This is a genomic window from Pseudomonas sp. MWU12-2319 (assembly GCF_023242525.1).
Taxonomy (GTDB): Bacteria; Pseudomonadota; Gammaproteobacteria; order Pseudomonadales; family Pseudomonadaceae; genus Aquipseudomonas; species Aquipseudomonas gingeri_D.
Map to the genome: position 1 here is coordinate 177,352 of NZ_JALJES010000001.1, position 25,934 is coordinate 203,285.

At 64.5% G+C, this 25,934-nt stretch carries 12 protein-coding genes; 5 read left to right on the forward strand and 7 right to left on the reverse strand.

The genetic code is table 11. The annotated features are described in order from the left end of the window. The first annotated feature begins 180 nt into the window (after positions 1-180). On the forward strand, positions 181-2,703 hold the full coding sequence (locus tag M5C01_RS00630; RefSeq protein ID WP_248764268.1) for a membrane-targeted effector domain-containing toxin: 2,523 nt from the start codon (positions 181-183) through the stop codon (positions 2,701-2,703). A gap of 34 nt (positions 2,704-2,737) precedes the next feature. On the opposite strand, the gene M5C01_RS00635 is transcribed toward M5C01_RS00630, so the two are convergent. The 4 genes from M5C01_RS00635 to M5C01_RS00650 form a co-directional block, all read right to left on the reverse strand. Then, complete coding sequence (locus M5C01_RS00635; RefSeq protein ID WP_103496885.1) at positions 2,738-2,962, reverse strand: MbtH family protein; 225 nt, start codon at positions 2,960-2,962, stop codon at positions 2,738-2,740. Between the two features lie 83 nt (positions 2,963-3,045). After that, positions 3,046-4,458: an aspartate aminotransferase family protein gene (locus M5C01_RS00640; RefSeq protein WP_152736979.1), complete on the reverse strand. Its 1,413-nt coding sequence runs from the start codon at positions 4,456-4,458 to the stop codon at positions 3,046-3,048. A gap of 151 nt (positions 4,459-4,609) precedes the next feature. Further along, a complete protein-coding gene (locus tag M5C01_RS00645; protein ID WP_178129724.1) occupies positions 4,610-5,935 on the reverse strand; it encodes an ATP-binding protein in 1,326 nt (441 codons plus the stop codon). Next, the gene (locus tag M5C01_RS00650; RefSeq protein WP_103496883.1) at positions 5,932-6,612 is read right to left on the reverse strand and encodes a response regulator; all 681 of its coding nucleotides are present in this window, start codon (positions 6,610-6,612) and stop codon (positions 5,932-5,934) included. Before M5C01_RS00650 ends, M5C01_RS00645 begins: the two co-directional genes overlap by 4 nt. A gap of 192 nt (positions 6,613-6,804) precedes the next feature. Between M5C01_RS00650 and dsbD the strand changes: the two genes are divergently transcribed. From dsbD to dsbG, 3 genes are read left to right on the forward strand one after another with little or no spacing between them, the layout of a single operon-like run. Then, on the forward strand, positions 6,805-8,553 hold the full coding sequence (gene dsbD, locus M5C01_RS00655) for a protein-disulfide reductase DsbD (protein WP_152736980.1): 1,749 nt from the start codon (positions 6,805-6,807) through the stop codon (positions 8,551-8,553). Beyond that, positions 8,553-9,422, forward strand: coding sequence for a TlpA disulfide reductase family protein (locus M5C01_RS00660; protein ID WP_103496881.1), 870 nt, complete (start codon positions 8,553-8,555; stop codon positions 9,420-9,422). Before dsbD ends, M5C01_RS00660 begins: the two co-directional genes overlap by 1 nt. Beyond that, on the forward strand, positions 9,398-10,177 hold the full coding sequence (dsbG, locus tag M5C01_RS00665; protein ID WP_152736981.1) for a thiol:disulfide interchange protein DsbG: 780 nt from the start codon (positions 9,398-9,400) through the stop codon (positions 10,175-10,177). The genes M5C01_RS00660 and dsbG overlap by 25 nt, the downstream gene beginning before the upstream one ends. A 170-nt stretch (positions 10,178-10,347) precedes the next feature. Here dsbG and M5C01_RS00670 read toward each other — a convergent pair whose 3' ends face one another. Both M5C01_RS00670 and M5C01_RS00675 read right to left on the reverse strand, forming a co-directional pair. After that, a complete protein-coding gene (locus M5C01_RS00670; protein ID WP_152736982.1) occupies positions 10,348-23,373 on the reverse strand; it encodes a non-ribosomal peptide synthetase in 13,026 nt (4,341 codons plus the stop codon). A 99-nt stretch (positions 23,374-23,472) separates the two neighbouring features. After that, a complete protein-coding gene (locus tag M5C01_RS00675) occupies positions 23,473-24,231 on the reverse strand; it encodes an alpha/beta fold hydrolase (RefSeq protein ID WP_152736983.1) in 759 nt (252 codons plus the stop codon). Between the two features lie 299 nt (positions 24,232-24,530). Here M5C01_RS00675 and M5C01_RS00680 point away from each other — a divergent pair, with 299 nt between their 5' ends. Then, positions 24,531-25,079: an RNA polymerase factor sigma-70 gene (locus M5C01_RS00680; protein WP_152736984.1), complete on the forward strand. Its 549-nt coding sequence runs from the start codon at positions 24,531-24,533 to the stop codon at positions 25,077-25,079. 7 nt (positions 25,080-25,086) lie between these two features. Here the strand turns inward: M5C01_RS00680 and M5C01_RS00685 are convergent, their stop codons facing one another. Beyond that, positions 25,087-25,896: a transporter substrate-binding domain-containing protein gene (locus M5C01_RS00685; RefSeq protein WP_152736985.1), complete on the reverse strand. Its 810-nt coding sequence runs from the start codon at positions 25,894-25,896 to the stop codon at positions 25,087-25,089. Positions 25,897-25,934: the final 38 nt, after the last annotated feature.

The following is a 25,934-nucleotide window of genomic DNA, read 5'->3' on the forward strand; positions in this document are numbered from 1 at the left end:
GGCACACCGCCCGTCAGGCCGGTAGTGGCTCCCGTCGCACAAATCCCCGGCACGGCCCCCATTGCCATCAGCAGCATCGTCGGTCCCGTTGCCAACAGCCTGTCGCCGGGCCGCCCCTTGAGCGCCTACTCAAGGCCCGCGCCCAAAGGCCTGCCGCCCGCCGACAGCGAAGGGTTTCGCGTGGCCCAGCAGCGCAAGTTCGTCAATCTCGAAGATGGCCAGGTGGTCATGGTCCGCTATGACGAAAGCGTCAGGTCCTACTGCGCCCAGGCGCGGGAAGAGTTCCTACCCTCGGGCCCGGCCTTGTACCGGGTCGCGGGCAGCGATATCTGGAAAGAAAACAGTGCTGCAACGGCCTTGCGTCAGTATCAACTGCCTGAGGAACATCGACTGGTTGTCGCCCAGGCGCCAGCCTTGTCGAACACCAGCAGTTCCCTCGTGCAAATCGCCACGAAGAAGAAGCTCATGGAGCTGCGCGCACGGCTGCTGGCGAATTCCGACACGTTCTTCAGAAACAACACACTGCCGCCCGCGCCCACACGTCCCCAGCCAAGCCGTGGCACCAGCCCCCGCGCAATGATCGAAGCCTTTTATCAAAACGCCGAAGGCTTGGTCCTCGGCGAAGTGCTGACCAGCCCGGGCAGCAAGCTGTTCCTGATCGAGAACATGGCCACCTTGGCTGAAAAAGGCGTGAAAACCCTTTATCTGGAGCACCTCAGAACCGATATCGAGCAAATTCACCTGGACCACTTCCACAAAACCGGAATCATGAGCCATCAACTGGATACCCACTTGCGAGTACTGGGCACCGTGTATGGCAGCTCCTCGCCGGGCTTTTACAATTACCATCGCCTGGTCAGCACCGCGCAAGCTCACGGTATTCGGGTTCAGGCGCTCGATTGTGCGGCGAGCTACTCACTCTCGAAAGATGAACGCGCCCTGTTCGACCACGGACGGGTGATGGTCCAGCATGCCAATCAGGTCATCCACGCCGATCGGCTGAATGGCGCCGGGGGTAAATGGATTGCCCTGCTGGAAAACAAACATGCCAATAGCCGTCACTCCAGAATTGCCCCGGGACTGGCCATGGCCCAAGGCACTATCGGCCTGCAGGTCGAAGATGTGGTGATCGGGCCCGCGGCACAAACGCTGCTGCCGGTCGCCTCCAGCACCACCCATACCAACTTCATCGGCGCCGACCTGAAACTGTCGGTAAAAGTACCCTGGAATGTCTCGTTTGAAGCTTCGCCCCGCTTCAGGGACTTGCTCAACCCCGAAATCCGCGAAAAAAAGGGTGTCGCGATAATGGACTCCGGCAATGCCACGAATAGCGTCAATCGCAATATCCGCAGCGAATTCTTTCGCCGCAAGGAACTCCTGGAGAAAACCGCCCAGGCCTTCTTTGCCCACACCCAGGTCATCCCTGGCCAACGCCCAGTGCCGCAGTTACCGGCAGAAAGTCCTCCGGCGCGGTTCCTTGAAAAAATCTACGAAAACAGCCAGGGACTGGTGCTGGGGGCTGGCGCCAAGTCAACCATGGCGAGGCAACTGCTGATCGACAACCTGCCGGTTCTCTCGAAGCTGCAGGTGCAAAGGATTTATGTACAGCACCTGATGAAAGACTTCGACCAGCAGCTTCTGGACGACTTTCACACCACGGGTGTGATACCCGACGAACTGAAGAACCTGCTTCGCAATGAGGACAGCAAGGACTCGATTGATCCGAAGGGCAGGTATTCACTGCGGCAATTGCTGGTCGGCGCTCGCCAGCACGGTATCAGGATCCAGGCACTGGACACGGCCATCAGCTATCCCGACGGGAAGCGCGTGCAGAACCGGGACCCGGCATGGAGTCCGAGCATCAGACGCTTGTCCACCTTCAACTATATTGCCCACAAGCTGATCAGCGCCGACCAACAGCAATACGGTGCGCATCGATGGCTGGCGCTGGTGGAAAGTATCCATGTCAACACGCTCAGGCAAATACCCGGTCTGGCCGAATTACAAGGCGCGGTGGGCCTGCGTACTGTCGCCACGGGGGGGAAGCCGGCGCTACGGATCACGCCTGACAGCGGCGAAGTGGCGCTTTTTTCCAATGGGGTTCATCAGGTCCGCGCGGACCTGAAGCTGGAGATCAGTATTCAGTCCTCCCCCCTGCGCCCCAACCAGCACAACTCCAGGGAGTGTCTGCACAAGCCATCGGACTTCCTGATTGAAACCACCAACGAGGGTTTCCTGCTGGTCCAGAAACCTAAAGACAGGCCCTACACGGAGATCCCATTGATTGCCAGCGAAGGACAGTTCCTTGCCCCGGCCGGATCCGGTATTCCTGACAGCGAAAGATTCAGCAGCATTGGCGATCTGGTATGGCGGCTCAAGAGCATCGGCATGGTGCAGGTGGCCGGGACGCCCGGAGGCCTGCCCGGGACACTCAGGCTCGATACCCATCCGCAACTCCATCGACCTGGCATGTTTCTGTTCGGCCAGGTCGAGAACGGCCCCGTGCTGGTCTATCGCTCAACGGACCGCTCGTTGAAGGTCATCCCGATCCTGCAAAAGGCCGGGATGCCCGACCAGCTCTGCCTTAGAGCACCAGCACTGGGCTACGACGGATCGGAAGTCTTTGACAATCTCGATCATTTGAAGCGCGAATTGATCTACGCGAAGAATCTGGACCCTTACATAGCCCATCACGATCTCTGAACAGTCGGCCCCCATCGCGCGCGGGGGCAAGCCTTCAACCCGCGACGGCCTGCGCCTCCATTTTCTGGCGCAGGCTCAGCGGGCGCATATCGGTCCAGACCTCTTCGATATAGTCCAGGCACTCTTTCTTGAAACCGCTTTTACCCACGGCGCGCCAGCCATTGGGGATCGCCTTGTAGTCCGGCCAGATGGAATATTGCTCCTCGTGGTTGACCACTACCTGGAAGAGGATGTCGTCGCGGTCGAATACTGAAGTCATTGCTGTTCTCCGTCGTGTGGGGATGAGGCCGCGCCCGCTGCGCAGCGCTCGTGTAGAAGGAAACGTTGAAGCCCGGCAAAAAATTAGAGGCCGGCCACCGCCGCCGCCAGCGCATCACCGAAAATCCGTGCCACTTCGTCAATCTGAGGCGCGCTTATCACCAGGGGCGGCAAGAACCGCACCACGCCACCGTGACGCCCGCCCAGTTCGAGAATCAGCCCGCGCTTGAGGCACTCACGCTGAATCAGCGGCGCCAGGCGCGCAAAGGCTGGCGGATGCCCCTGGGCATCCGGGGTACCGCTCGGATCGACCAGTTCGACCCCCAGCATCAGGCCGCGCCCACGGATATCGCCCAACTGCGGGAAGTCCCGCTGCAGGATGCGCAGGTGCTCGCTCAAACGCGCGCCCATGGCCGCCGCGTGGGCCGGCAGGTCGTGTTGCTTGAGATAACGCATCACCGCGGAGCCGGCGGCCATGGCCATCTGATTGCCACGGAAGGTCCCGGCATGGGCGCCCGGGGCCCAGGTGTCGAGCCAGTCGCGATAGACCATCACCGCCAGGGGCAGGCTGCCGCCAATGGCCTTGGACATCACCACCACGTCCGGAATGATGCCGGCGTGTTCAAAGGCGAACATCTTGCCGGTACGCCCGAAACCGCTCTGGATTTCGTCGACGATCAGCGCCACGCCGGCCTGCTCGGTGATCCGCCGCAGGCCGCGCAGCCAGTCGAGGTCCGCCGGGATCATGCCGCCCTCGCCCTGCACCGCCTCGACAATGATCGCCGCCGGCAACTGCACGCCGCCCTCGGGATCGTTCAGCAGGTTTTCCAGGTAATGCAGGTTGACCTTGACCCCCTGCGCGCCACCCAGGCCGAACGGGCAACGGTAGTCGTAGGGATACGGCAGGAACTGCACGCCATTGCCCAACAGTGCGCCCAATGGCTTTTTCGGCCCCAGGCTGCCCATCAGGCTCAAGGCGCCCTGGCTCATGCCGTGGTAGGCGCCCTGGAAAGACAGGATGGTGCTACGCCCCGTGGCCGTACGCACCAGTTTCAGCGCGGCCTCCACCGCATCGGTGCCGGTGGGGCCGCAGAACTGGATCTTCGCCTCCTTGGCCAGGGCCTCGGGCAACAAGCCGAACAGGTCCTGGACAAACTGGTCCTTGACCGGCGTGGTCAGGTCGAGGGTGTGCAGCGGCAGCTCATCGGCCAGGACCTGCTGGATCGCCTCGATCACCACCGGGTGGTTGTGCCCCAAGGCCAGGGTCCCGGCACCGGCCAGGCAATCGATGAAACGGCGGCCCTCGACATCCTCGACATACAGGCCCTTGGCGCGCTTGAGCGCCAGGGGGATACGCCGTGGGTAGCTGCGAGCGTTGGATTCCTGGCGACTCTGGCGGGCCAGTATCGGCGACTCGTCGAACTGATAGAGCGTTCCAACCGGCAGCTGACTGGCACCCACCGGTAATTTTTCGATAAGGCTGGTAGCGACTGACATCTCTCGATCCCTCAATACTCTGCTGATAGTGACCAAAACCCTGTGCCCGCGCGCGGGTGCGCGCAGGCTTTGTGTTCTGGAAACGCACCGGCGGCACCAGGATTTACACCCGGGCGACGCTTTGCATCAGGAGTTTTTCAGGAGAGGGGGTTCAGACCGCCTGCAACGGCATGGTCAGTTCGACCCGCAGCCCGTCGGGACGGCTGTCGAAGTGCAGCACGCAGCCGCAACGCTGGACGATGGCGTTGACAATCGCCAGCCCCAGGCCGCAACCGGTGCTGGTGCTGTTGCGCCAGAAACGTTGGGTCAGGTGTTGCAGATCGTCCGGGGCGATGCCCGGGCCGTGGTCGCGGACCTGGAAGCGCACGCGGTTGCCGATGGTTTCCACATTCAATTCCACTGGCGCATCCCCCGGTGTGTGGCGCAGGGCATTGTCCAGCAGGTTGCGCAAGGCGGCGATGGACAGGGTCGAGGGCATTTCCAGCGGCGCCGCGGAGAAGTTTTCCGCGAGGTGCAAGGCAATGCGACCACGATTGCCATTGGCCGAATCCTGGATCGCCAGGCGCGCCACCTGCTCGGCATTGCACTGCACACCATCGTCGAACGACAGGCTGCCTTCGACCCGCGCCAACAGCAGCAATTGCTCGAGGGTCCGGTGCAGGCGGTCGGCGCCGGCCTCGGCGTGGGCCAGGGACTGGTCACGGGCCGCGCCTTCGGTCATGCGCGCCACTTGCAGGTGGGTCTTGATCGCGGTCAGCGGGCTGCGCAGTTCGTGGGCGGCATCGCCGGTCAGGCGGCGCTCGCGCTCGATGGTCTTGCCGATACGCTGGAACAGCTGGTTCTGGGTGTCCAGCAACGGCTGCAATTCCCGGGGCAGCGGCTGCACCTGCAAGGGTTCGAGGGAGTCGGGGCTACGGCGCATCAAGGCATCGCGCATGCGATTGAGCGGCGCCAGGCCCTGGCCGATCCCCAGCCACAGCAGGCACAGGCAACCCACCAATGCCACGCCGACCGGCACCGAGGCCGCCAGCAGCACCGAGAGGTTCAGCGCCTCGCGTTCGACCTGGCGGTCGGCGGTGGTGATATGCACGTCGCCGCGCACCAGGGTGAAGCTGCGCCAGGGCGCGCCATCGATCATCTGGTCATGGAAACCGGCGGTCTGGTCCTCCAGGGCCTGTTCCGGGTTGTTGTGGCTGCGGGCCAGGATCTCGCCGCGCAGGGAGCTGACCTGGCAGGCCATGCCACCGGGGATATTAAGCTGTTCGGCGCTGAAATGGGTGCCGTCGCCCTTGGTCGAAATCGGCGGCAACTGCTCCAGCAACCCGGCGACCATGCGCGCCGAAGCCACCAGGCGCTGGTCGAGGGAAAACATCATCTGGTGGCGCAGGTCGCTGAGCATCCAGGTCGCGGCCAGGGCCCAGATCAGGATAAACGCCGCGCCGATGGTCAGGCTCAGGCGCAGACGCAGGCTCATCATGACGCGGTGTCCTCGTTACCCGCCGGGCCCAGTCGATAGCCGAGGCCGCGAACGGTTTCGACAATACCGTTGCCGAGCTTGCGGCGCAGGTGGTGGATATGCACGTTCAAGGCATTGCTTTCCAGCTCGTCGCTGAAACCGTAGACGCTGTCTTTCAGTTGCTCGCTGGAGAGGACCCGGCCGCGGTTGTGCAGCAGCGCCTGCAACAGCGCCTGCTCACGGCGCGAGAGGTCCACCGGCTGGCCGCCGAGCAGGGTCACGCGGCTGCTCGGGTCGTAGCTCAGGGCGCCGTGCTCGATCAGGTTGACGCTGCGCCCGGCCACGCGCCGCAGCAGGGTTTGCAGGCGGGCGAACAGTTCGCGCAGGTCGAAGGGCTTGAGCAGGTAGTCGTCGGCGCCGGCCTGCAAGCCGTCGACCCGGTCGGTCACCGAGTCGCGGGCGGTGAGGATCAGCACCGGTATCTCCAGGCCCTTCTGGCGCAGTTGTGCCAGCAGCTTCAGGCCGTCTTCGTCGGGCAGGCCGAGGTCAAGTACCATCACGTCGAACTCGGCCGCGCGCAACATGGCCCGCGCCGCCGCGGCATTGGCGACATGCTCGACGATCATGCCCTGGGCGGTCAGTCCGGCCTTGATGCCGCTGGCGATCAGTTCATCGTCTTCGCAAACCAGTACGTGCATGGGGATACCTGCGCAAATGTGTCGATTGGAACGCAAATGGATTAAGCGGCGATTATGCCGCCAATGCCCGCAGAATAGTTAATCACCCGGTGCCTACAAAGTCCGTGTACAACCCGGATAATATCGGGTTAATGATCGGTTAATCGCCCGCTTGCAGGCTGGCTCCACTCGCCACGGTTCTAAGGCTTTTTTATGCGTTGGTTGTTGACCTTTGTTTTTGTCCTTTTCGCAGGCCTGGCCCAGGCCGGTAACGATCCGTTCGCGGTAAAAAAGCCGGACTTCCTGCCCGTCGGCCAGGCCTTCGCCTTCAGCACCGAGACCCTGGCCTCGGGACAAACCCGGCTGTACTGGCAGATCACCGACGGTTATTACCTCTACCAGAAACGCCTGAAGCTCGACGGCCTCGACCCGGCCCAGCGGCCCGCGCTGCCCGAGGGCGAGCACCATAGCGACGAGTTCTTCGGCGACCAGCAGGTCTATCGCAGCGAACTCGAGCTGCTGATCCCGGCCGGCGCCACGGGCAAGGTCACCGTGGGCTGGCAAGGCTGCGCCGACGCCGGCCTGTGCTACCCGCCACAAAGCCAGGTCGTCGACCTGGGCGGCAAGGCCCCGGTGTCCACGGCGCCAGGCCAGGCTCAGGCGCAGGATCAATCCCTGGCCGCCAACCTGCAGCACAACGCCCTGGGCTGGAGCCTGCTGGCCTTCTTCGGCCTCGGCCTGCTGCTGGCGTTCACCCCGTGCATGCTGCCGATGCTGCCGATCCTCGCCGGCTTGGTAGTGGGCAGTGGCGCCAGTCCAAGGCGCGGCTTTGCCCTGGCCAGCAGCTATGTGATCTGCATGGCGCTGGTATATGCCGCACTGGGCATGCTCGCGGCCCTGCTCGGCGGCAACTTGCAGGCGCTGCTGCAACAACCCTGGTTGCTGGGCAGTTTCGCCGCATTGTTCGTGGTGCTGGCCCTGCCGATGTTCGGTTTCTTCGAACTGCAATTGCCGGCGGCCCTGCGTGATCGCCTGGAAAACGCCGGTAGTGGTCGTCGCGGCGGCAGCCTGGTGGGGGCCGGGATACTCGGTGCCCTTTCCGGCCTGCTGGTCGGCCCGTGCATGACCGCGCCCCTGGCCGGTGCCCTGCTGTATATCGCCAAGAGCGGCAATATCGTCGAAGGCGGTCTGGTGCTGTTCACCATGGGCATCGGCATGGGCTTGCCGCTGTTGCTGCTGGTGACCGTGGGCAACCGTTTCCTGCCCAAGCCGGGATCCTGGATGGACCGGGTCAAGGCGGTGTTCGGCTTCCTGTTCCTCGGCACCGCCGTGCTGATGATCCGCCCGGTGGTCAGCGAATCCCTGTGGCTCGGCCTGTGGGGCGCGTTGCTGCTGATCATCGCCTGCAGCTGCATCTGGCAACAGACCCGGCAGCCGGGCCCCACCGCCCTGCTGAGCACCTGCGCCGGCGTCCTGCTCGGCCTCTGGGGTTCATTGCTGGTGGTCGGGGCGGCGGGTGGCAGCACCGAGCTGTGGCGACCGTTGCACGTCTATACCGGGGCGGCCGCGGCCAACGGCGCGACAGCGGCCCACGATGCCTTTATCACCCTCAATGACCCGGCTGCCCTGCAGCGCGAACTGGACACGGCCAAGGCCCGGAGCCAATGGGTGCTGGTGGACTACTACGCCGACTGGTGCGTGTCGTGCAAGATCATGGAGAAAACCGTCTTCTCCAACGCCGAGGTCCAGGAGGCCCTGGGCGATGTCCGACTGGTGCGCCTGGATGTGACCAACGACAACCCCGCCAGCCGCGAGTTGCTCGGCCGCTATGAAGTGCCGGGACCACCGACCCTGCTATGGCTCGCACCGGACGGCCAGGAACGCCGGGCCAGTCGGATTACCGGCGAAGTCGATGCCAAGGCTTTTCTCCAGAACTGGAACAGCACACGGGATGCTCGCTGATGCTCACCCTGACCCTCGGTACCTTCGCGTTGTCGATCAACCACCTGCTGTTGTTGCTCGCCCTCGCCCTGGCGACGCTGGTGGGCTGGCGGGTGGCGAAACGCAGCGGTGACAACCCGGAGTCGGTGCTGTTCGGTCTGTTCATGCTGGCCATGCTGGTGGCGCGGATCAGTTTCGTGATCGCCTATTGGAGCTATTTTCGCGAAGATCCGTTGCAGGTGTTGGATATCCGCGACGGTGGTTTCCTTGCCTGGCCGGGGGTGCTGGCGCTGCTGTCGGGCACCGTGCTGTTCTGCTGGCGACGTCCGGCCCTGCGCCGGCCGCTGGGTTTCGGCCTGGGCAGTGGCCTGGCGTTCTGGCTGCTGGCCAGCCTGTCGATGACCCTCTACGAACAAGGCACCCGCCTGCCGGAAATCACCCTGCGCAATGCCCAGGGCCAGGAGGTGCAATTGCGCGACTACCAGGGCGGCCCGCTGGTGATCAACCTCTGGGCCACCTGGTGCCCGCCGTGCCGACGGGAAATGCCGGTGCTGCAAAAAGCCCAGCATGAACGCCAGGACGTGACCTTCCTGTTCGTCAACCAGGCCGAAAGCATGCAGAGCGTCAGCACCTTCCTGATGACCCAGGGCCTGAACCTGGACAACGTGCTGTTCGACGGTACCGGCAAGCTGGCCCAGAGCGTCGGCTCCATGGCCCTGCCCACCACCCTGTTGTACAACGCCGAAGGCCGCCTGCTGGGTACTCACCTGGGCGAATTATCCCAGGCCAGCCTGGCCCGGGCCCTGGAAAACTTCGGTCCGCCCAAATCCACTTCGGCCACACCGGCCACCGCAAGGAAACCGCTATGCCCTTCAACCGCCACCTGCTGAACCTGAGCCTGAGCACCGCACTGGGCGCGTTGCTGCTGCAAGCGCCCATGGTCCAGGCCGAAGAACTGCCCGCGCCGATCAAGAGCATCGAAGCCAAGGGCGCGAAAATCGTCGGCAGCTTCGACGCACCGGGTGGCCTGCGGGGTTATGCCGCCCAGTTCCAGAATCGGGGCATGGCCCTGTACCTGACCGCCGATGGCAAGAATGTGATCGCCGGCAACCTGTATGACGCCGACGGCAACGACCTGAGCCAGGCGCCGCTGCACAAGCTGGTGTATGGGCCGATGGCCAAGCAGGTCTGGGGACAGATGGAGAAGAGCAGCTGGATCGAGGACGGCAAGCAGGATGCACCGCGCACCGTCTATCTGTTCAGTGATCCGAACTGTCCGTACTGCAATATGTTCTGGGAACAGGCACGGCCGTGGGTCGACTCGGGCAAGGTGCAATTGCGCCATATCATGGTCGGGATTATCCGCGAGGACAGTGCGGCCAAGGCGGCCGCGCTGTTTACCGCCAAGGACCCGCAACTGGCCCTGCATGACCATGAGAAGGCCGGCAAGGGCAGCAAGCTCAAGCCGCTGGACACGATCCCGGCACCGATCCAGGCCAAGCTCGATGCCAACATGAAGCTGATGGAGGATCTGGAGCTGTCGGCGACCCCGTCGATTTTCTATCTCGATGAGAATGGTGATCTGCAACAGCAGCAGGGTGCACCGTCACCGGACAAGCTGCTGAAGATTCTCGGGCCGAAGTGATTCGCAGCCAAGCTCCAGACGGTTGGGCCTGACGCTATTTGGCGCCAAAACACGTGACTGTAGGAGCAGGGCTTGCCCGCGAAGCTTTTAGCGTCCTCACGGGCCTCTTCGCGAGCAAGCTCTGCTCCTACAGGTTTTGCAGTGTATTCAGGTTCCCTACTCCGGCCCCCTTACAACCCTTCCAGCTCCGCCATCAGGTCACTCAGGCGGTCGACTTTCTCTTCGCTGATCCCATTGGCTTCCAGCCCGTCGATATAAACCGCCAACGCCTCCACCGTGCCGCACTCGAACATCGCCCGCAGCGGCACATTGCGCTGCAGGACCTTCTGCACCCGTGAAGCGATCTGCGTGGCCAGCAACGAATGCCCGCCCAGTTCGAAGAAGTTGTCGCGTACACCGACCTGCTCGACCTTCAGCACTTCGGCCCAGACCCCGGCCAGAATCTGCTCCAGTTCATTGCGTGGAGCCAGGTAGTCCTGGCAGGCCAACTGGCCGATCTCCAGGACCGGCAAGGCCTTGCGATCAAGCTTGCCATTGGCGTTCAACGGCAGCGCGTCCAGCCACAACCAGTGCAACGGCACCATGTACTCCGGCAACTCGGCCCGCAGGCGCTGGCGGATCCGCTCCAGTCGTTCGTTCACACCCAGGGCCGAATCCGTCGCCACCAGGTAACCCACCAGGTGCTTGCCGTTGACCCCCTCCTGAACCCCGACCGCCGCCTCGCGGACCTCCGGCTGTTCATGCAGGCGCGCCTCGATTTCCCCCAGTTCGATCCGATAACCGCGGATCTTCACCTGATGGTCGATCCGCCCGACATACTCCAGCACCCCGTCAACACGGCGCCGTGCCAGGTCACCAGTGCGATACAGACGCTCGCCCGGAGCTCCGAACGGATGCGGCACAAACACCTGCGCGGTGCGCAACGGATCGCTGACATAACCGCGACCGACCCCGATCCCGGCCACGCACAACTCGCCCACCGCCCCCGGCGGCACCAGTTCATCGGCACCGTCGAGCAGGTACAGACGGTTGTTGTCGGTCGGCAGGCCGATCGGCAGGTAGCTGCCCCGCGTCGAGGCCTCGTCGACCCGGAAAAACGCCACATCATCCGAGCACTCGGCTGGACCATAGGCATTCACCAACCCGACCTGTGGATAGCGTTGCAACCACTGATGGGCCAGCTCGGGCGGCATCGCCTCGCCGGTCGGCAGCAACCAGCGCAGGCCGTCAAGGCTGACCGGGTCGAGGGCGAGCATGCCCTGGATCAGCGACGGCACGCTTTCCAGCACACTGATGCCCTCCTCCCGGACATGCTCCAGCAAAGCTTGCGGATCATGGGCCAGGGCATTCGGCACGATAGCTACCTGAGCGCCGAACAACGGCGCCGCCAGGAACTGCCAGACCGAGATATCGAAGCTTTGCGAGGCCGTCTGGGCAATCACATCCGCCTCGCTCAGTTGCAGGTACGGCACCTTGCTCAACTGGTTGTTGAGCATGCCGCGCTGCTCCACCATCACGCCCTTGGGCAGGCCGGTGGAGCCGGAGGTGTAGATCACGTAGGCCAGATTATCCGGGGCGCTGTGGATACCCGGGTTGGACGACGCATATCGCCCTTCCTGGACGTCTTCCCAGACCAGCAGCTTCGGTCGCAGCGGCTCGGCGAACTCCGCCAGCAAGGCCCGCGCCCGCGCCAGGCAATCCCGGGTGCAGACCAGCAACGGCGTGCGGCTCAATTCGACAATCCGGCTCAGACGCTGGCCCGGCAGACCCGGGTCCAGCGGCAGATAGCCGGCGCCGGCCTTGAAGCTGCCGACGATCATGCCCAGCAGCTCCAGGCCCCGTTCGGCCAGCAGCGCCACGGGCTGATCGAGACCGACACCGGCTTGAACCAGTGCATGGCCCAGTCGGTTGGCCGCCAGGTTCAGTTGTTCGTAACTTTGCTGTTGATCCCGGCAGCTCGCCACGATCCGTTGCGGATGTTCCTCGACCCGCGCCTCGAACAGCGCCACATAACTCTGCTCCAACGGATAAGCCCGTTCGCTCTGGTTGCAGCCGTGCAACAGAAATTCCCGCTCCTCTTCAGCCAGCAGCGGCAAGTCGGCCATATCGCCGTGCAAACCGTCCATCAAGGCCAGCAACAGGCGCTTGAACTCGCCGAGCAGGCGCTCGATGCTGGCTTCCTCGAAATAACGCCGGTCGTAGGACAGGTGCAGCCCGAGGTCATCGCCCGGATAGCAGACCGCCGTCAGCGGGAAGTTGGTGTGGGTCCGGCCCGAGTCCGAAGTGGCATTGAAGCTATGGGCATGGTCGAGCACCGAAACCTGCACCGGGGCATTCTCGAACACGAACAGGCTGTCGAACAGCGGCTGGCCCTTGGGCAATTCGCTGTGCTCCTGGATATTCACCAGGGGCAGGTATTCGTACTCGCGCAGTTCCAGATTGTGCGCCAGCAACCCGCTCAGCCAATCACGCACGCTGCAGGTCACGCCGTCCCGAGGCAGTTTCACCCGCAGCGCGATGCTGTTGATAAACAGGCCGACGGTGCGTTGCATCTGCGGCATATCCACCGGACGACCGGCCACGGTCACACCGAACAGTACGTCGCGATCACCGCTGAAACGACGCAGGACCAAAGCCCAGGCCGCCTGGGCAAAGGTGTTCACGGTCAGTTGATGCTGCTGGGCCAACTCCCGCAAACGTGCGCCATCGCGGACATCGAGACGGGTATGGCAATCCCCTACCCGCATCCCTCCGGTGGCTCCCGCATGCTCGCGCAGGAACGGCCGGTCACTCGGAATATGGGTGGCCCGCTCGAAACCTTGCAGGTTGTGTTTCCACCACTGCCGGGCCTGCACCAGATCCTGGCGTTGCAACCAGCCGATATAGTCGCGGTAGCGCGGTGGCTGCACCAATTGCGCCTCACGGCCCTCACCCATGGCCGTATAGATTTCAAAGAAATCGTCCATCAGCAACGAGCGGCACCAGGCATCGATCAGGATATGGTGGTTGCTCATCATGAACCAGTAGCGCGCCGCGCCGACCTTGATCAGGCGCAGGTGGAACGGCGCCTCACGGAGCAGATCGAAACCGGCTTCGCGCTCGCTTTCGAGCAAGGCTTGCAGACGCGGCTCATGGCCGGCCTCGGCTTCAAGGCTCCAGTCCAGGTATTCGAAAGGTGTGCTGCCCGGCTTGTGGATAACCTGCAACATGTCCTCGCCGACGCTCCAGCAGAAGGACGCGCGCAGGGCTTCGTGACGGGCGATCACCTGCCGCCAGGCCTCGGCGAAGCGCTGCGGGTCCAGTTCGCTGTCGATGCGGTAGCGGTCCTGCATGTAATAGAGGCCGGTGCCCGGTTCCAGCAAGGTGTGCAGCAGCAGGCCTTCCTGCATCGGCGTCAGCGGGTAGACGTCCTCGATCCGCGCGGCCGGCACCGGCAGCGCATCGAGCTGCGGCTGGGTCAGGCGCGCCAGGGGGAAGTCCGATGGGGTCAGGCCGCCGTTGCCGTCTTTCAGGCAATGTTCGATCAGGCTGTCCAGCTCGCCCAGGTAGGCCTGGGCCAGTTCGGCGACGGTCTGTGGGGCGAGGCGTTCGCGGCTGAAGGTCCAGCGCAGGACCAGCTCACCGCCATACACCTGGCTGTCGATACTCAATTCGTTGGGCAGCGGTGCGTCCGGCGAATGGGCTTGCCCCGCCGATTCGTCCAGCGGCCGGAACAGCGCCTCGTCGCCAAAGCTCTGGTCGAACTGCCCCAGGTAGTTGAAGGTGATCGCCGCCTGCGGCAAGGCCGCCATCGCCGTGCGATGCGCCGGATCGGCCAGATAGCGCAGCACGCCATAACCCAGGCCCTTGTGCGGCACGCCGCGCAATTGCTCCTTGATCACCTTGATCGAGGCGCCCTGCCCAGAGGCCTCTTCGATCAGGCACGGGGTCAGGCGCACCGGGTAGGCACTGGTGAACCAGCCCACGCTGCGGGTCAGGTCGATTTCGTCGAACAGGGTTTCGCGGCCATGGCCTTCGAGCTGGATCAGCGCCGAGTCGCTGCCGGTCCAGCGGCAGATCACCCGCGCCAAGGCGGTCAGCAGCAGGTCGTTGACCTGGGTGCGATAGGCCGCCGGAGCCTGTTGCAACAAGGCCCGGGTGCGCGCCACCGGCAGGCGCACGCTGAGGGTTTGCCCATGACGGTTCTGCAACCCGCCCTGGCGGTTCGTGCCCGGCAGTTCGGTCCCAGGTCCAGCCAGTTGCGCCTGCCAGAGGGTCATCTCTTCGCGCAGCGATTCACCGCCGGCATAGGCCTGCAAGCGCACCGCCCAGTCGCGCAAGGCACTGGTCTTGGTCGGCAGTTGCAAAGCCTGGCCTTCGATCAATTGGGCATACGCCGTTTGCAGATCGTCCAGCAGGATGCGCCAGGAAACGCCATCCACCACCAGGTGATGAATGGCCAGCAGCAGGCGTTGTTCACCCTGCGGCCCGTCCACCAGCAAGGCCCGCAGCAGCGGTCCCTGTTGCAGGTCGAGGCTGCGCTGGGCTTCGGTGTACAGCTCGGTGCACTGCGCCCAGTCCAAGACACGAACCAGCTGCAACACACTGACTTCCGTGGGCGCCGCGTACTCCGCCAGCCACTGGTCATGGGGCTGGGTAAAGCGCAGGCGCAACGCGTCGTGATGCTCCAGCAACACCAGCAGCGCCTTTTCCAGGGCATGGGGTTCCAGGACACGGGTCGGCGCCAGCAAGACCGCCTGGTTCCAGTGCTGGCGTTCGGCAATTTCATTGTCGAAGAACCAGTGCTGGATCGGTGTCAGGCCCGAGGCGCCGCTGAGCAGGCCTTGTTCGGCGACGATCCGCTCGCTGCGGGTGGCCACCGCCGCCAGGCTTTGCACGGTCTGGTGCTGGAACAGGTCGCGGGGGCTGAAATGAATCCCCTGCGCCCGCGCCCGGCTGACCACCTGGATCGACAGGATCGAGTCGCCGCCCAGTTCGAAGAAGTTATCGTACAGGCCCACTGGCGAGAGGTTCAGCACTTCGCTCCAGATAGCCGCCAGGGACTGCTCCAGTTCGTTGCCTGGCGCCACATAGTGCTGGCGGTTGAGCTCCGGGTCCGGTGCCGGCAAGGCGCGGCGATCCAGTTTGCCGTTGCCGGTCAGCGGCATCTGTTCCAGCAGGATCAGGTGCGCGGGGACCATATAGTCCGGCAGTTGGCGCTTGAGATGCAGTTTGAGGGCTTCACGCAAGGCAGCCTGTTCCGTCTCGCCTTGCTCGGCCACGTCGCTGCTCAGATAAGCAACCAGCTGCCGACCGCCCGGCATTTCCAGGGCGAGGACCACCGCCTCGCGAATCGCCGGATGTTCCAGCAGACGGTTTTCGATTTCCCCCAGTTCGATGCGGAAACCGCGAATCTTCACCTGATGGTCGACCCGGCCCAGGTACTCGACCTGGCCGTCGGCCAATTGCCGGACCCGGTCGCCGGTGCGGTACAGGCGTCCGCCATCGGCCGAGAACGGATCGGCGACAAAACGCTCGGCGGTCATGCCGGGACGCGCATGGTAACCCTGGGCCAGGCCCGCGCCGCCGACATACAGCTCGCCGGTAGCGCCTTGTGGCAGCAATGCCAGGTCCTCGTCGAGAATAAACGCCACCCGCGCGCCGATCACACGGCCAATCGGCACGCTGGCAACGCCCTCCTCCAACTGCGCGGGAGCAAGGCTGGCCAGGGGCATGACCACGGTTTCCGTCGGGCCGTAGGCATTGAAGAACAGCCGCGGCTTGAAGGCCGCGCGAATCCGTTGCAGGTGCTCGCCGGTCAGGGCTTCGCCGCCGGTAATGCACAAGCGCACCGGCAAAGTCCGGCCCTGGGTCGCCAGCCACTGGGCCAACTGGCTGCCATAGCTGGGGGTAAAGCCAAGGACATTGACCCGCTGCTCATCAATCAACTGGCAGATCTGCTCGGCATCCCATTGCCCCTGGGCGCGCAGCACCACTCGCGCACCGCTGAGCAGGGGCACCAGCAGGCGCTCGGTGGCGGCATCGAAGTTGATCGAATAGAAGTGCAGCTCGCAATCGTCGGGCTGCATCTCGAAACGCCGGATCACCGCCTGGCAATGCATGGCGATTTCGCCATGGGACACCACCACGCCCTTGGGCTTGCCGGTGGAACCGGAGGTGTAGATCAGGTACGCCTGATGCTGCGGCAGGTTGATCAATGGCAGCTCGGTGGACGGATAGTCGGCCAGGGCCGGAGCGTCCTTTTCCAGGCACCAGCTCGCCACACCGGCCGGCAGTGGCCCAAGGGCGTCGAGCAGTGTCGTGTGGCCCAGCAGCAAGCCAACGCCGCTGTCCTCGATCATGTAGTGCAGGCGATCCAGCGGGTATTCCGGGTCCAGCGGCACATAGGCGCCGCCGGCCTTGAGAATCGCCAGCAGGCCGACCACCAGGTCCAGCGAGCGCTCCAGCGCCAGGCCGACCCGCACCTGCGGGCCGACGCCCTGCTCACGCAGGCGCCAAGCCAGGCGATTGGCGCGGCGGTCGAGTTCGCCGTAGCTCAGGGTCTCGCCGGCAAAGGTCAGCGCCGGAGCGTCCGGACGGGCCAGGACCTGCTGGCCGAACAGGCTCTGGATGCACTGGTCCAGGCGCTGTTCGCCGGCCTCGTTGCCCAGGCTGTCATGCAACGCCTGTTGCTCCCCGGCCTGCAACAGCGGCAGCTCGCAGAGGCGTTGTTGCGGATCCTCCAGCAAGGCCCGCAGCAGGTTGCGCCAGTGCCCGGCCATACGGGCAATACGCGGCTCGTCGAACAGATCGGTGCTGTAGGTCAGGCAGCAACCCAGGCGCTGGTCGAGGTCGGTGACTTCCAGGTTGAGGTCGAACTTGGTCGCCCGGGCATCGTTGACCAGGTATTCCACGGTCATCTCGCCCAGGCGCCGGCTTTGCTGGAACTCCCAGCGCTGGACATTGCACATCACCTGGAACAGCGGGTTGTAGGCCGCGCTGCGGGGCGGTTGCAGGGCCTCGACCAGTTGATCGAACGGCAGGTCCTGATGGGACTGGCCTTCGATCACGGTATGCCGGACCTGCTCGAACAGCTCGCCGACGCGCATCTGGCCGTCGAGCTGGCAACGCAGCACCTGGGTATTGAGGAAGGCACCGATCAGGCCTTCGCTTTCCGGGCGGATCCGGTTGGCCACCGGTGCGCCGATGCGCAGGTCGCCCTGGCCGCTGTAGCGATAGAGCAGCACGGCCAGGGCGGCGGTCATGGTCATGAACAGGGTCAGGCCGTGCTCGGCATTGAAGGTACGAACCCGCGCGGCCAGGGCATCGTCGAGGTCGAAGCGGTACAGCTCGCCATGGTGGCTTTGCACCGGCGGCCGCGGCCGGTCGCCGGGGAGTTCGAGCAACGGGTGTTCGTTGCCCAGTTGCGCGGTCCAGTAATCCAGCTGGCGCTGGCGCTCGCCGGACTCCAGCCATTCGCGCTGCCAGGCGCTGTAGTCCAGGTATTGCACGGCCAGCGGCTCCAACGGCGATTCGCGGCCTTCGACAAAGGCTTCATAGAGCGCGCTCAGTTCACGGGCGAAGATATCCATCGCCCAGCCTTCGGTGACGATATGGTGCAGGGTCAGGACGAAGTAATGCTCCTGTTCCCCGGCCTTGACCAGGCAGGCACGCAGCAAGGGTCCGGTTTCCAGATCGAATGGCTGGTGCGCCTCGCTGTCCGCCAGTTGCCGCAGACGCTGCTCGCGGGTGACGGGGTCGAAGGCGGAGAAGTCCTTCAGGGCCAGACTCAGACCGGTCTCGGCGGCAACCCGCTGACAGGCCACGCCATCCACGCTCGGGAAGGTGGTGCGCAGGGTTTCGTGGCGCAGGATCAACGCCTGCAACGCCGCCTCGAAACAGCCCAGGTCGAACACACCACTAAAGCGCGCCATGCCGCCGACGTTGTAGGCCGGGCTGTCCGGCTCCATCTGCCAGAGGAACCACATGCGCTGCTGGGAATAGGACAAGGGCACCGGTCGGCTGCGGTCGACCGGCTGGATCGCGGTTTGCAGGTTACGTCGACCGGAACCCTGGATCAGTCGGATCCGTTCGGCAAAGGCCCCCAGTTCGCTGGCTTCGAACAGCACCCGCAACGGCAGCTCGACATCGCAGGCCTGGCGGGTACGGGAAATAATCTGGGTGGCCAGCAACGAATGGCCGCCGAGGGCAAAGAAGTCGTCCCGCAGGCCGACGCGCGGCTGGCCGAGCACTTCACGCCAGATCGCGGCGATCTGCTGCTCCAGCGCACTTTGCGGCTCCAGATGCTCGCGCACCTGCCACTGCGGTTCCGGCAGGGCCTGGCGATCCAGCTTGCCGCTGGGGCTCAGGGGCATGGCGTCGAGGCGCACCAGTTGCGAGGGCACCATATAGTCCGGCAGCTCGGCGGCCAGTACGCTCTTGAGGCGTTCGCTTTGCTGCGCTTCGGACTCGGCGCTGGCGGGGCTGGTGTAGTAGCCGATCAACTGCGCACCGGCCGCGGTTTCGCGTACCAGTACCACGGCCTGGGCCACCTCTTCTTGGGCCAGCAGCCGCCCTTCGATTTCCTGCGGTTCCAGACGCAAGCCACGCAGCTTGACCTGCTGGTCGAGACGGCCGAGGTATTCCAGCACGCCCTCGGCATTCCAGCGCACCCGGTCGCCGGTACGGTAAAGACGCGCGCCCGCCTCTCCCAGCGGGTCGGCGACAAAACGCTCGGCCGTCAGCCCCGGCCGCCCCAGGTAACCCCGGGCCAGGCCGATACCGCCGATGCACAGCTCCCCGGGAACACCGGCGGGCAGTGGGTTGAGGTCGGCATCGAGGACCCGGGCAATCACGTTGCCCAGCGGCCGGCCGATGGGCGAACGCTCGCCGTCCGTGACCTGGCAGTGCCAGTGGGTCACGTTGATCGCGGTTTCGGTCGGGCCGTAGCGGTTGTGCAAACGCACATTCGGCAAAGCCTCCAGGGTCCGGTCGCGCAGCTCGGCGGGCAAGGCTTCGCCACCGGAAAACAGCCGCCGCAAACTGCCGCAAGCGGACACCTGCGGCTCATGAACGAAGAGTTGCAGCAGCGCCGGGACGAAATGCAGCGTGGTCACGCCGTAGGTCTGCACCAGTTGCGCGATACGCTGGGGGTCACGGTGCTCGCCAGGGCCGGCAAGCACCAGGCGGCAGCCGCTGATCAGCGGCCAGAAGCATTCCCAGACCGACACGTCGAAGCTGATCGGGGCCTTCTGCATCAGCACATCGCTGTCATCCAGCGCGTAGGTCGCCTGCATCCATTGCAGGCGCTCGGCCAGGGCCGCATGGGTGTTGCCGACGCCCTTGGGCTGGCCGGTGGAGCCGGAGGTGTAGATCACATAGGCGAGGTGATCGCCTTCCAGGTGCAGGCCCGGTGCCTGGCTCGGCCAGGTGTCGAGCTTGAGCAGGTCGAGGGCGATGGCACTGACCCCGGGGGCCACCGGCAAGCTGTCGAGCAGATGACTCTGGGTCAGCAGCAGTTCGACGCCGCTGTCGGCGAGCATGTAGGCCAGGCGCTCGGCCGGGTAGTCCGGGTCCAGCGGCACATAGGCGCCGCCGGCCTTGATGATGGCGAGCAGGCCGATCAGCAGTTGCGGCGAGCGCTCGACGGCGATGGCCACCCGCACGTCCGGGCCGACGCCCTTGTCCCGCAGGTAGTGGGCCAGGCGATTGGCCTGGGTGTGCAGGCTGGCGAAGTCGAGACTGCCGCCCTCCCATTGCAGGGCGATGCGTTCCGGGGTCAGTCGGGCCTGTTGCTCCAGCAGTTCCGGCAACCATTGCCGGGCCGGGGCACAGGCCGCCGCGCCCCATTCGATCTGCCGTGCCTGTTCGGTGTTATCCAGCAGTTGCACATCAGCAATAGCCCGTTGCGGTTGGGCGCAGACTTCACGCAGCAGGCTGACGAAATGTCCGGCCAGGCGTTCGATGGTCGGCGCGTCGAACAACTCGTCGGCGTAGTCGAAGGACAGGCTCAGGCGCCCGCCGCGGTCTTCCTCACTGTGCAATTGCAGGTCGAACTTGGCCTCGCGGCTGTGCCAGGGCAGCTCGTCGGCCAGCAAGCCGGGCAAGCGGCGCAAGACCCCGAGGTCGCGTTGCTGGTGGTTGAACAGGACCTGGAACAGACCCTGTTCGCGGGCCTGCGGAAAGGCTTCGAGCAGTTGTTCGAACGGCAGGTCCTGGTTCGCCTGGGCTTCGAGGGTGGCCTGGCGGGTGCGGGCCAACAGTTCGCTGAACGGCAGGCGCGCGTCCAGCTCAACCCGCAGCACCAGGGTGTTGATAAAGAAGCCGATCAGCCCCTGGGTTTCCAGGCGCGGACGGTTGGCGCCGGGCACGCCGATGCGAATGTCCTGCTGGCCGCTGTAGCGGTGCAGCAGGCCCTGGAACACCGACAACAACAGCATGAACGGCGTCGATTCGAAGGCCTGGGCGGTCTGGCGCACGGCCTCGCCCAGCGTCTTGTCCAGGCGCAGGGTCAAGCGTTCGGCGCTGTGGTGTTTTTGCGCCGAGCGCGGGTGGTCGGTGGCCAGGCTCAGGGTCGGCAGTTCGTCGCCACCCAGGCGGGCTTTCCAGTAATCCAGCTGCCGCTGGCCTTCGCCCTGGGCCAGCCATTGGCGCTGCCAGCCGGCGTAGTCGGCGTACTGCAAGGACAGTGGCGCCAGCTCCGCGACCTGGCCTTGGGCTGCCGCGGCGTAAAGCCTGGCGAACTCGTCCATCAGGATATTCAACGACCAGCCGTCGGCGATGATGTGGTGCATCGTCACCAGCAACTGATGTTCCTGGTCGTCCAGGCGCACCAATGTCACCCACAGCAACGGGCCGTTTTCCAGATCGAATCGAGTGCGCGCTTCGTCCTCGCGGATTTGCCGGGCGCGGGCTTCACGGGCGTCGGCGGGCAAGTCACCGAGGTCGATGCATTGCAATTCGAAAGTGGCCTTGGCCTCGATCCGTTGCAGGGCCTGACCGTCGCGTTCGAGGAACCGCGTGCGCAGGGATTCGTGGCGGTCGATCAATTGCTGGAAGCTGCTGCGCAGCGCCGCTTCGTCCAGCTCGCCGCGCAGGCGCAGGGCACCGGGAATCGTATAGGCGCTGCTCTGCGGGTCCAGTTGCCAGAGGAACCACAAGCGGTTCTGGGCCAGGGATTGCGGCAGGTCCTGGTTTCGCGACAGCACGGCAATCGCGCCCAGGGCCAGGCCGCCGTCCTGCTGCACGCGCGCCACTTGTGCGCTGAAATCGCCGAGGGTCGGCGCTTCGAACAACAGGCGCAGGTTCAGTTCGATACCCAACGCCTCGCGCAGGCGGGCCACCACCTGGGTCGCCAGGATCGAGTTGCCGCCCAACAGGAAGAAATGGTCGTCGCTGGCGACTTGCGTCACCTGCAACAGCTCGGACCAGATTCGGCCGATCAGGGCTTGCAGTTCATCGCCGGCGTTATCTGCCGCCACACCCGGTTCCGCGTCTACCGAGCGATCCGGGAATACCGCATAGGCGTCGAGGCTGCCATCGGCCAGACGGCTGCGGCAGGCCGAACGTTGCAACTTGCCGCTGGAGGTTTTCGGCAAAGCCCCGGGATTGAGCAGCACCACCACGCTCGGCGCTTGTTGATACGCCTCGGCCACCGCCTGGCGGATCGCCTTGATCAGGGCTTCTGGCGGCAGGATCTTGCGCACGCTGCGGCTGATCTCGGCGGCGATGCCGATGCCCTCCTCGCCCCGTTCGGTGACCGCAAACGCCGCGACCCGGCCTTTGCGCACCACCTCCACTTCCCGCTCGATGGTCTTTTCGATGTCCTGGGGATACAGGTTGTGACCACGCACGATCAGCATGTCCTTCAGGCGCCCGGTGATGTAAAGCTCACCGTCGCGCAGGAAACCCAGGTCGCCGGTGCGTAGCCAGGTCGCCCCGGCGTGCTCGACAAAGGTCTTGGCCGAGGCTTCGGGATTGCGCCAGTAACCCCGGGCAATACTCGGCCCGGTGGCCCAGACCTCACCGACCTGATTGTCGGCCAGCACGTGCAGGGTGTTCGGTTCGACCACCCGCACGGCATGCCCGGGCTGGCCGGTGCCGCAACTCATCACCGCGTTGCCGTCGCCCGGCTGCGCGCGATTCTGCGCCAGGGCCGCATCGTCCAGGCGCAGGGCGGGAATCCCCCGGCCACGCTGGCCACCGGCAACGAACAAAGTGGCTTCCGCCAGGCCATAGGAGGCGAACCAAGCATCGGCGCTGAAACCGCAAGGCTCGAATTGCTCGGCGAAACGCTCCAGGGTGTCGAGGCGAATCGGCTCGGAACCGGAATAGGCCACCCGCCAGCTTCTCAGGTCCAGGCGCGCCAGCGCGCTGTCGCTGACCCGCTCGCTGCACAGCCGATAGGCGAAGTCCGGGCCGCCGCTGATGGTGCCGCCGTATTCGCTGATCGCTTCCAGCCAGCGCAATGGGCGAGCGAGGAAATAGGCCGGGGACATCAGCACACAGGGCACGCCGCTGAAAATCGGTTGCAGCAGCCCGCCGATCAGGCCCATGTCGTGGTAAAGCGGCAGCCAGCTGACGATCACGTCATCAGGATTGAGATCGATACCGAAACCGCGACGGATCAGTAGTTCGTTGGCCATCAGATTGCCGTGGCTGACCTGCACGCCCTTGGGAAACGCGGTGGAACCCGAGGTGTATTGCAGGAAGGCGATGCCGTCGGCATGCAGTTCGGGCGGGATCCAGTCAGCCGCCAGCGCGCTGTCCAACTGATCGACACAGAGCAGGCGCGGGGCGTCGCCGGCGGACAGTTCATCCATCTGCAACAACGGTTCGCGCAAGGCTTCCTGGGTCAGGACCAGGCGTGGCTCGGCATCGGCAATAATCGACAGCAGGCGTTCCTGATGATGACGACGGGCGGATTCCGGCGGATAGGCCGGCACCGCGATCACCCCGGCGTAGAGGCAACCGAAGAACGCCGCGACGTAATCCGGGCCGCTGGGAAACAGCAGGACCGCGCGGTCCCCAACCTCGGCCTGGGTCTGCAACGCTGCCGCAATGGTCCGCGCCCGCAGGTCCAGGTCGCGGTAACTGAGCACGGCGCCCTGCTCCTGGTTCTCGGCGAGAAAGCGCAAGGCCAGCCGCTCCGGCGTCTGCGCCGCGCGACGTTGAAGGGCCTGGGCCAGGGTACTGGGGAGGTCGAACGCATCCATCATGGTATTCCTGCCTGAAGTCGGCCGGCCCGGAGTCTTGAAGACGGGCAGGCCGATTGAATATGAGACGTGAAAAATAAAGGTGAGGCGCAAAGCCCCGGGTCAGCCCGTCGCCCAGGCCAACTGACGCCGCGTGCCATTACGCCAGCGGGCCAGATGCTCGTCGGCATAACGCCGCAGGCAACGCAGCAGCGCGGCTTCCTGATCGATCAGGTAGAAGTGATGGCCGTCGAACATATCCAGGGAGAAACCGGTGCCGGTTTCTTCCTGCCAGTCGAGCAGCTCATCGGCGCGGATACTGTCCTGCTTGCCGCCGAACACATGGATCGGCAGCGGCAGCGGCGCGCGCTGGCCGTAGCTGAAACTGCCGCAGAGCAGGAAGTCGGCGCGCAGGATTGGCAGCATCAACTGCATCAGGTCGCGGTTGGCCAGGGTTTCCTCGGCCGTGCCCTTGAGTTCGCGCAGCCGCTCGAGCAGTTGCTCATCGGTTTTCGCCACGGCGTACTGGCTGACATCGCGCCGCACCGGCCCGGCGGTCGCCGAGACAAACAGCGCCAACGGCAGCGGCAAGCCACGCTCGCGCAGGACGTGCAGCAACTCGAACGCCAGCAGGCCGCCAAGGCTGTGGCCGAACACGGCATAGGGCTGGTCGAGATCAACGGCGATCTCGTCGGCCAACTGCCCGGCCAGGGTCCTGATATCGCTTTGCAGCGGCTGGTTCATGCGCATGCCGCGCCCCGGCAACTCCAGCGGCGAGACCTGCAGCCACTGCGGCAGCTTGCGCCGCCAGCGATGGTAGAACGTGGCGCTGGCACCGGAGTAAGGAAGGCAGAACAGTCGCAGCCCGGGGGACGTGTTCATGCCCAGCCACCCTTGATGAAAACCATGTCGCCCTCCTCGAAGATACCGATCCTGGGCCGTGCGGGTGCCCGGCCTGTTCTCCATGAGAACGGATGGCCCGAGGGAATAATTAGTCCCGGTCGCCCTCTGCAAGGCCGGTGGCAGAGCACAATGAACAGGCAGGTATCAAGCGGCACACAATATGATTAGTTATTTTTCTCATTTGACAATCATTATCATTCATCCTACTTTTATGTCCGCCACGCCGGGCACCTCCTCACGGCACTGCCCCGCTACCTACTCGCTACAAGGTGATTTCCATGATGGAACATGTACCCACAAGCAAGTGCGACTCACCGCTACTGCAGGCCTTTGTCGACAACCGTCTGATCCTGGTCAAGATTGCCGCGCGCATCACCGGCTGCCGCTCTCGCGCCGAGGACGTGGTGCAGGACGCGTTTTTCCGCCTGCAGTCGGCGCCGCAGATCACCTCCTCGTTCAAGGCCCAGTTGAGCTACCTGTTCCAGATCGTGCGCAACCTGGCCATCGACCACTACCGCAAGCAGGCGCTGGAGTTGAGGTATTCGGGGCCGGAAGAGGAAGGCTTGAACGTGGTGATCCAGGGGGCGTCGCCGGAAAACTCGCACATCAATTTCCGCACACTGGAAAATATCGCCGATGCCCTCGGCGAGTTGCCGCAGCGCACCCGCTATGCGTTCGAGATGTACCGGCTGCACGGCGTGCCGCAGAAGGACATCGCCAAGGAGTTGGGGGTTTCACCGACCCTGGTGAACTTTATGATTCGCGATGCGCTGGTGCATTGCCGCAAGGTCTCGGGAACCCGCGGCAACAGCCTGGCAGGACGTTAAGCAGGGACTACTGGCCCGCCACCGCAGCAGCGGCCGGCATCACCGTGATGCGATAAGGCTGGAAGATTTTCAGCAACTCGCCGCTGTCATGCAGGCGCTGCAACAGCTTGCCGAACGCCTCGCCACTGATGGGCGCTTGCGGACGCAGGATCGCGTAGTGATGGTAGACCTGGTCGATCCGCTCGGAGATCAGCAGCTCCTTGGCCACATCCGGGTTGCGGATCAGGTAGTCGGACAGGTAGGAGCGGGTCACCAGGGCGATATCGGCCCGCCCGCGCAGCACCATCAGCAGATTGGCGTCATGGGAGTACGTCAGGGTGGCGTTGTAGGTGTCGGCGAGGAACTTGGGGTCGGCGTTGAAGCTGGCAAACTCGTAGTGGTAACCGCTAAACAGGGCCAGGCGCTTGCCCTTGAGGTCGGCAAAGTAGCTTTCGTTGCGACCCGGCTCACGCTGGGCGACAAACACTTCGGCGTCCTCCAGCCCCATGTCGACCGCTGTATGCGGAATATCCTTCCAGCCCCAGGCCGGGTTCTCGAAGATCGCCATATCGGTCCGGCCCTGCTGCAGATCACCGAAACGACGCGGAATCGAGGTCGGCACCAGGGTGAACTGGTAATCGCTCTGCAACTTGTTCAAGGCCTCGGCCAGCTGCGGCAACAAGCCGGTATCGGCGCCCTGCTCGGGTCGGATGGTGTAGGGCGGGAAATGCGCGGCGCCGATACGAACCAGTTGGGCCGCCGAAACCGGCAAGACCACCAACACCGAGAGCGCCAACAACAGGATCCGGGAAACCGTGCGCACAGGCAGGACGTTCAAAGGCACACACCTCAGGAAAAAAATCGTGGCATCAAACT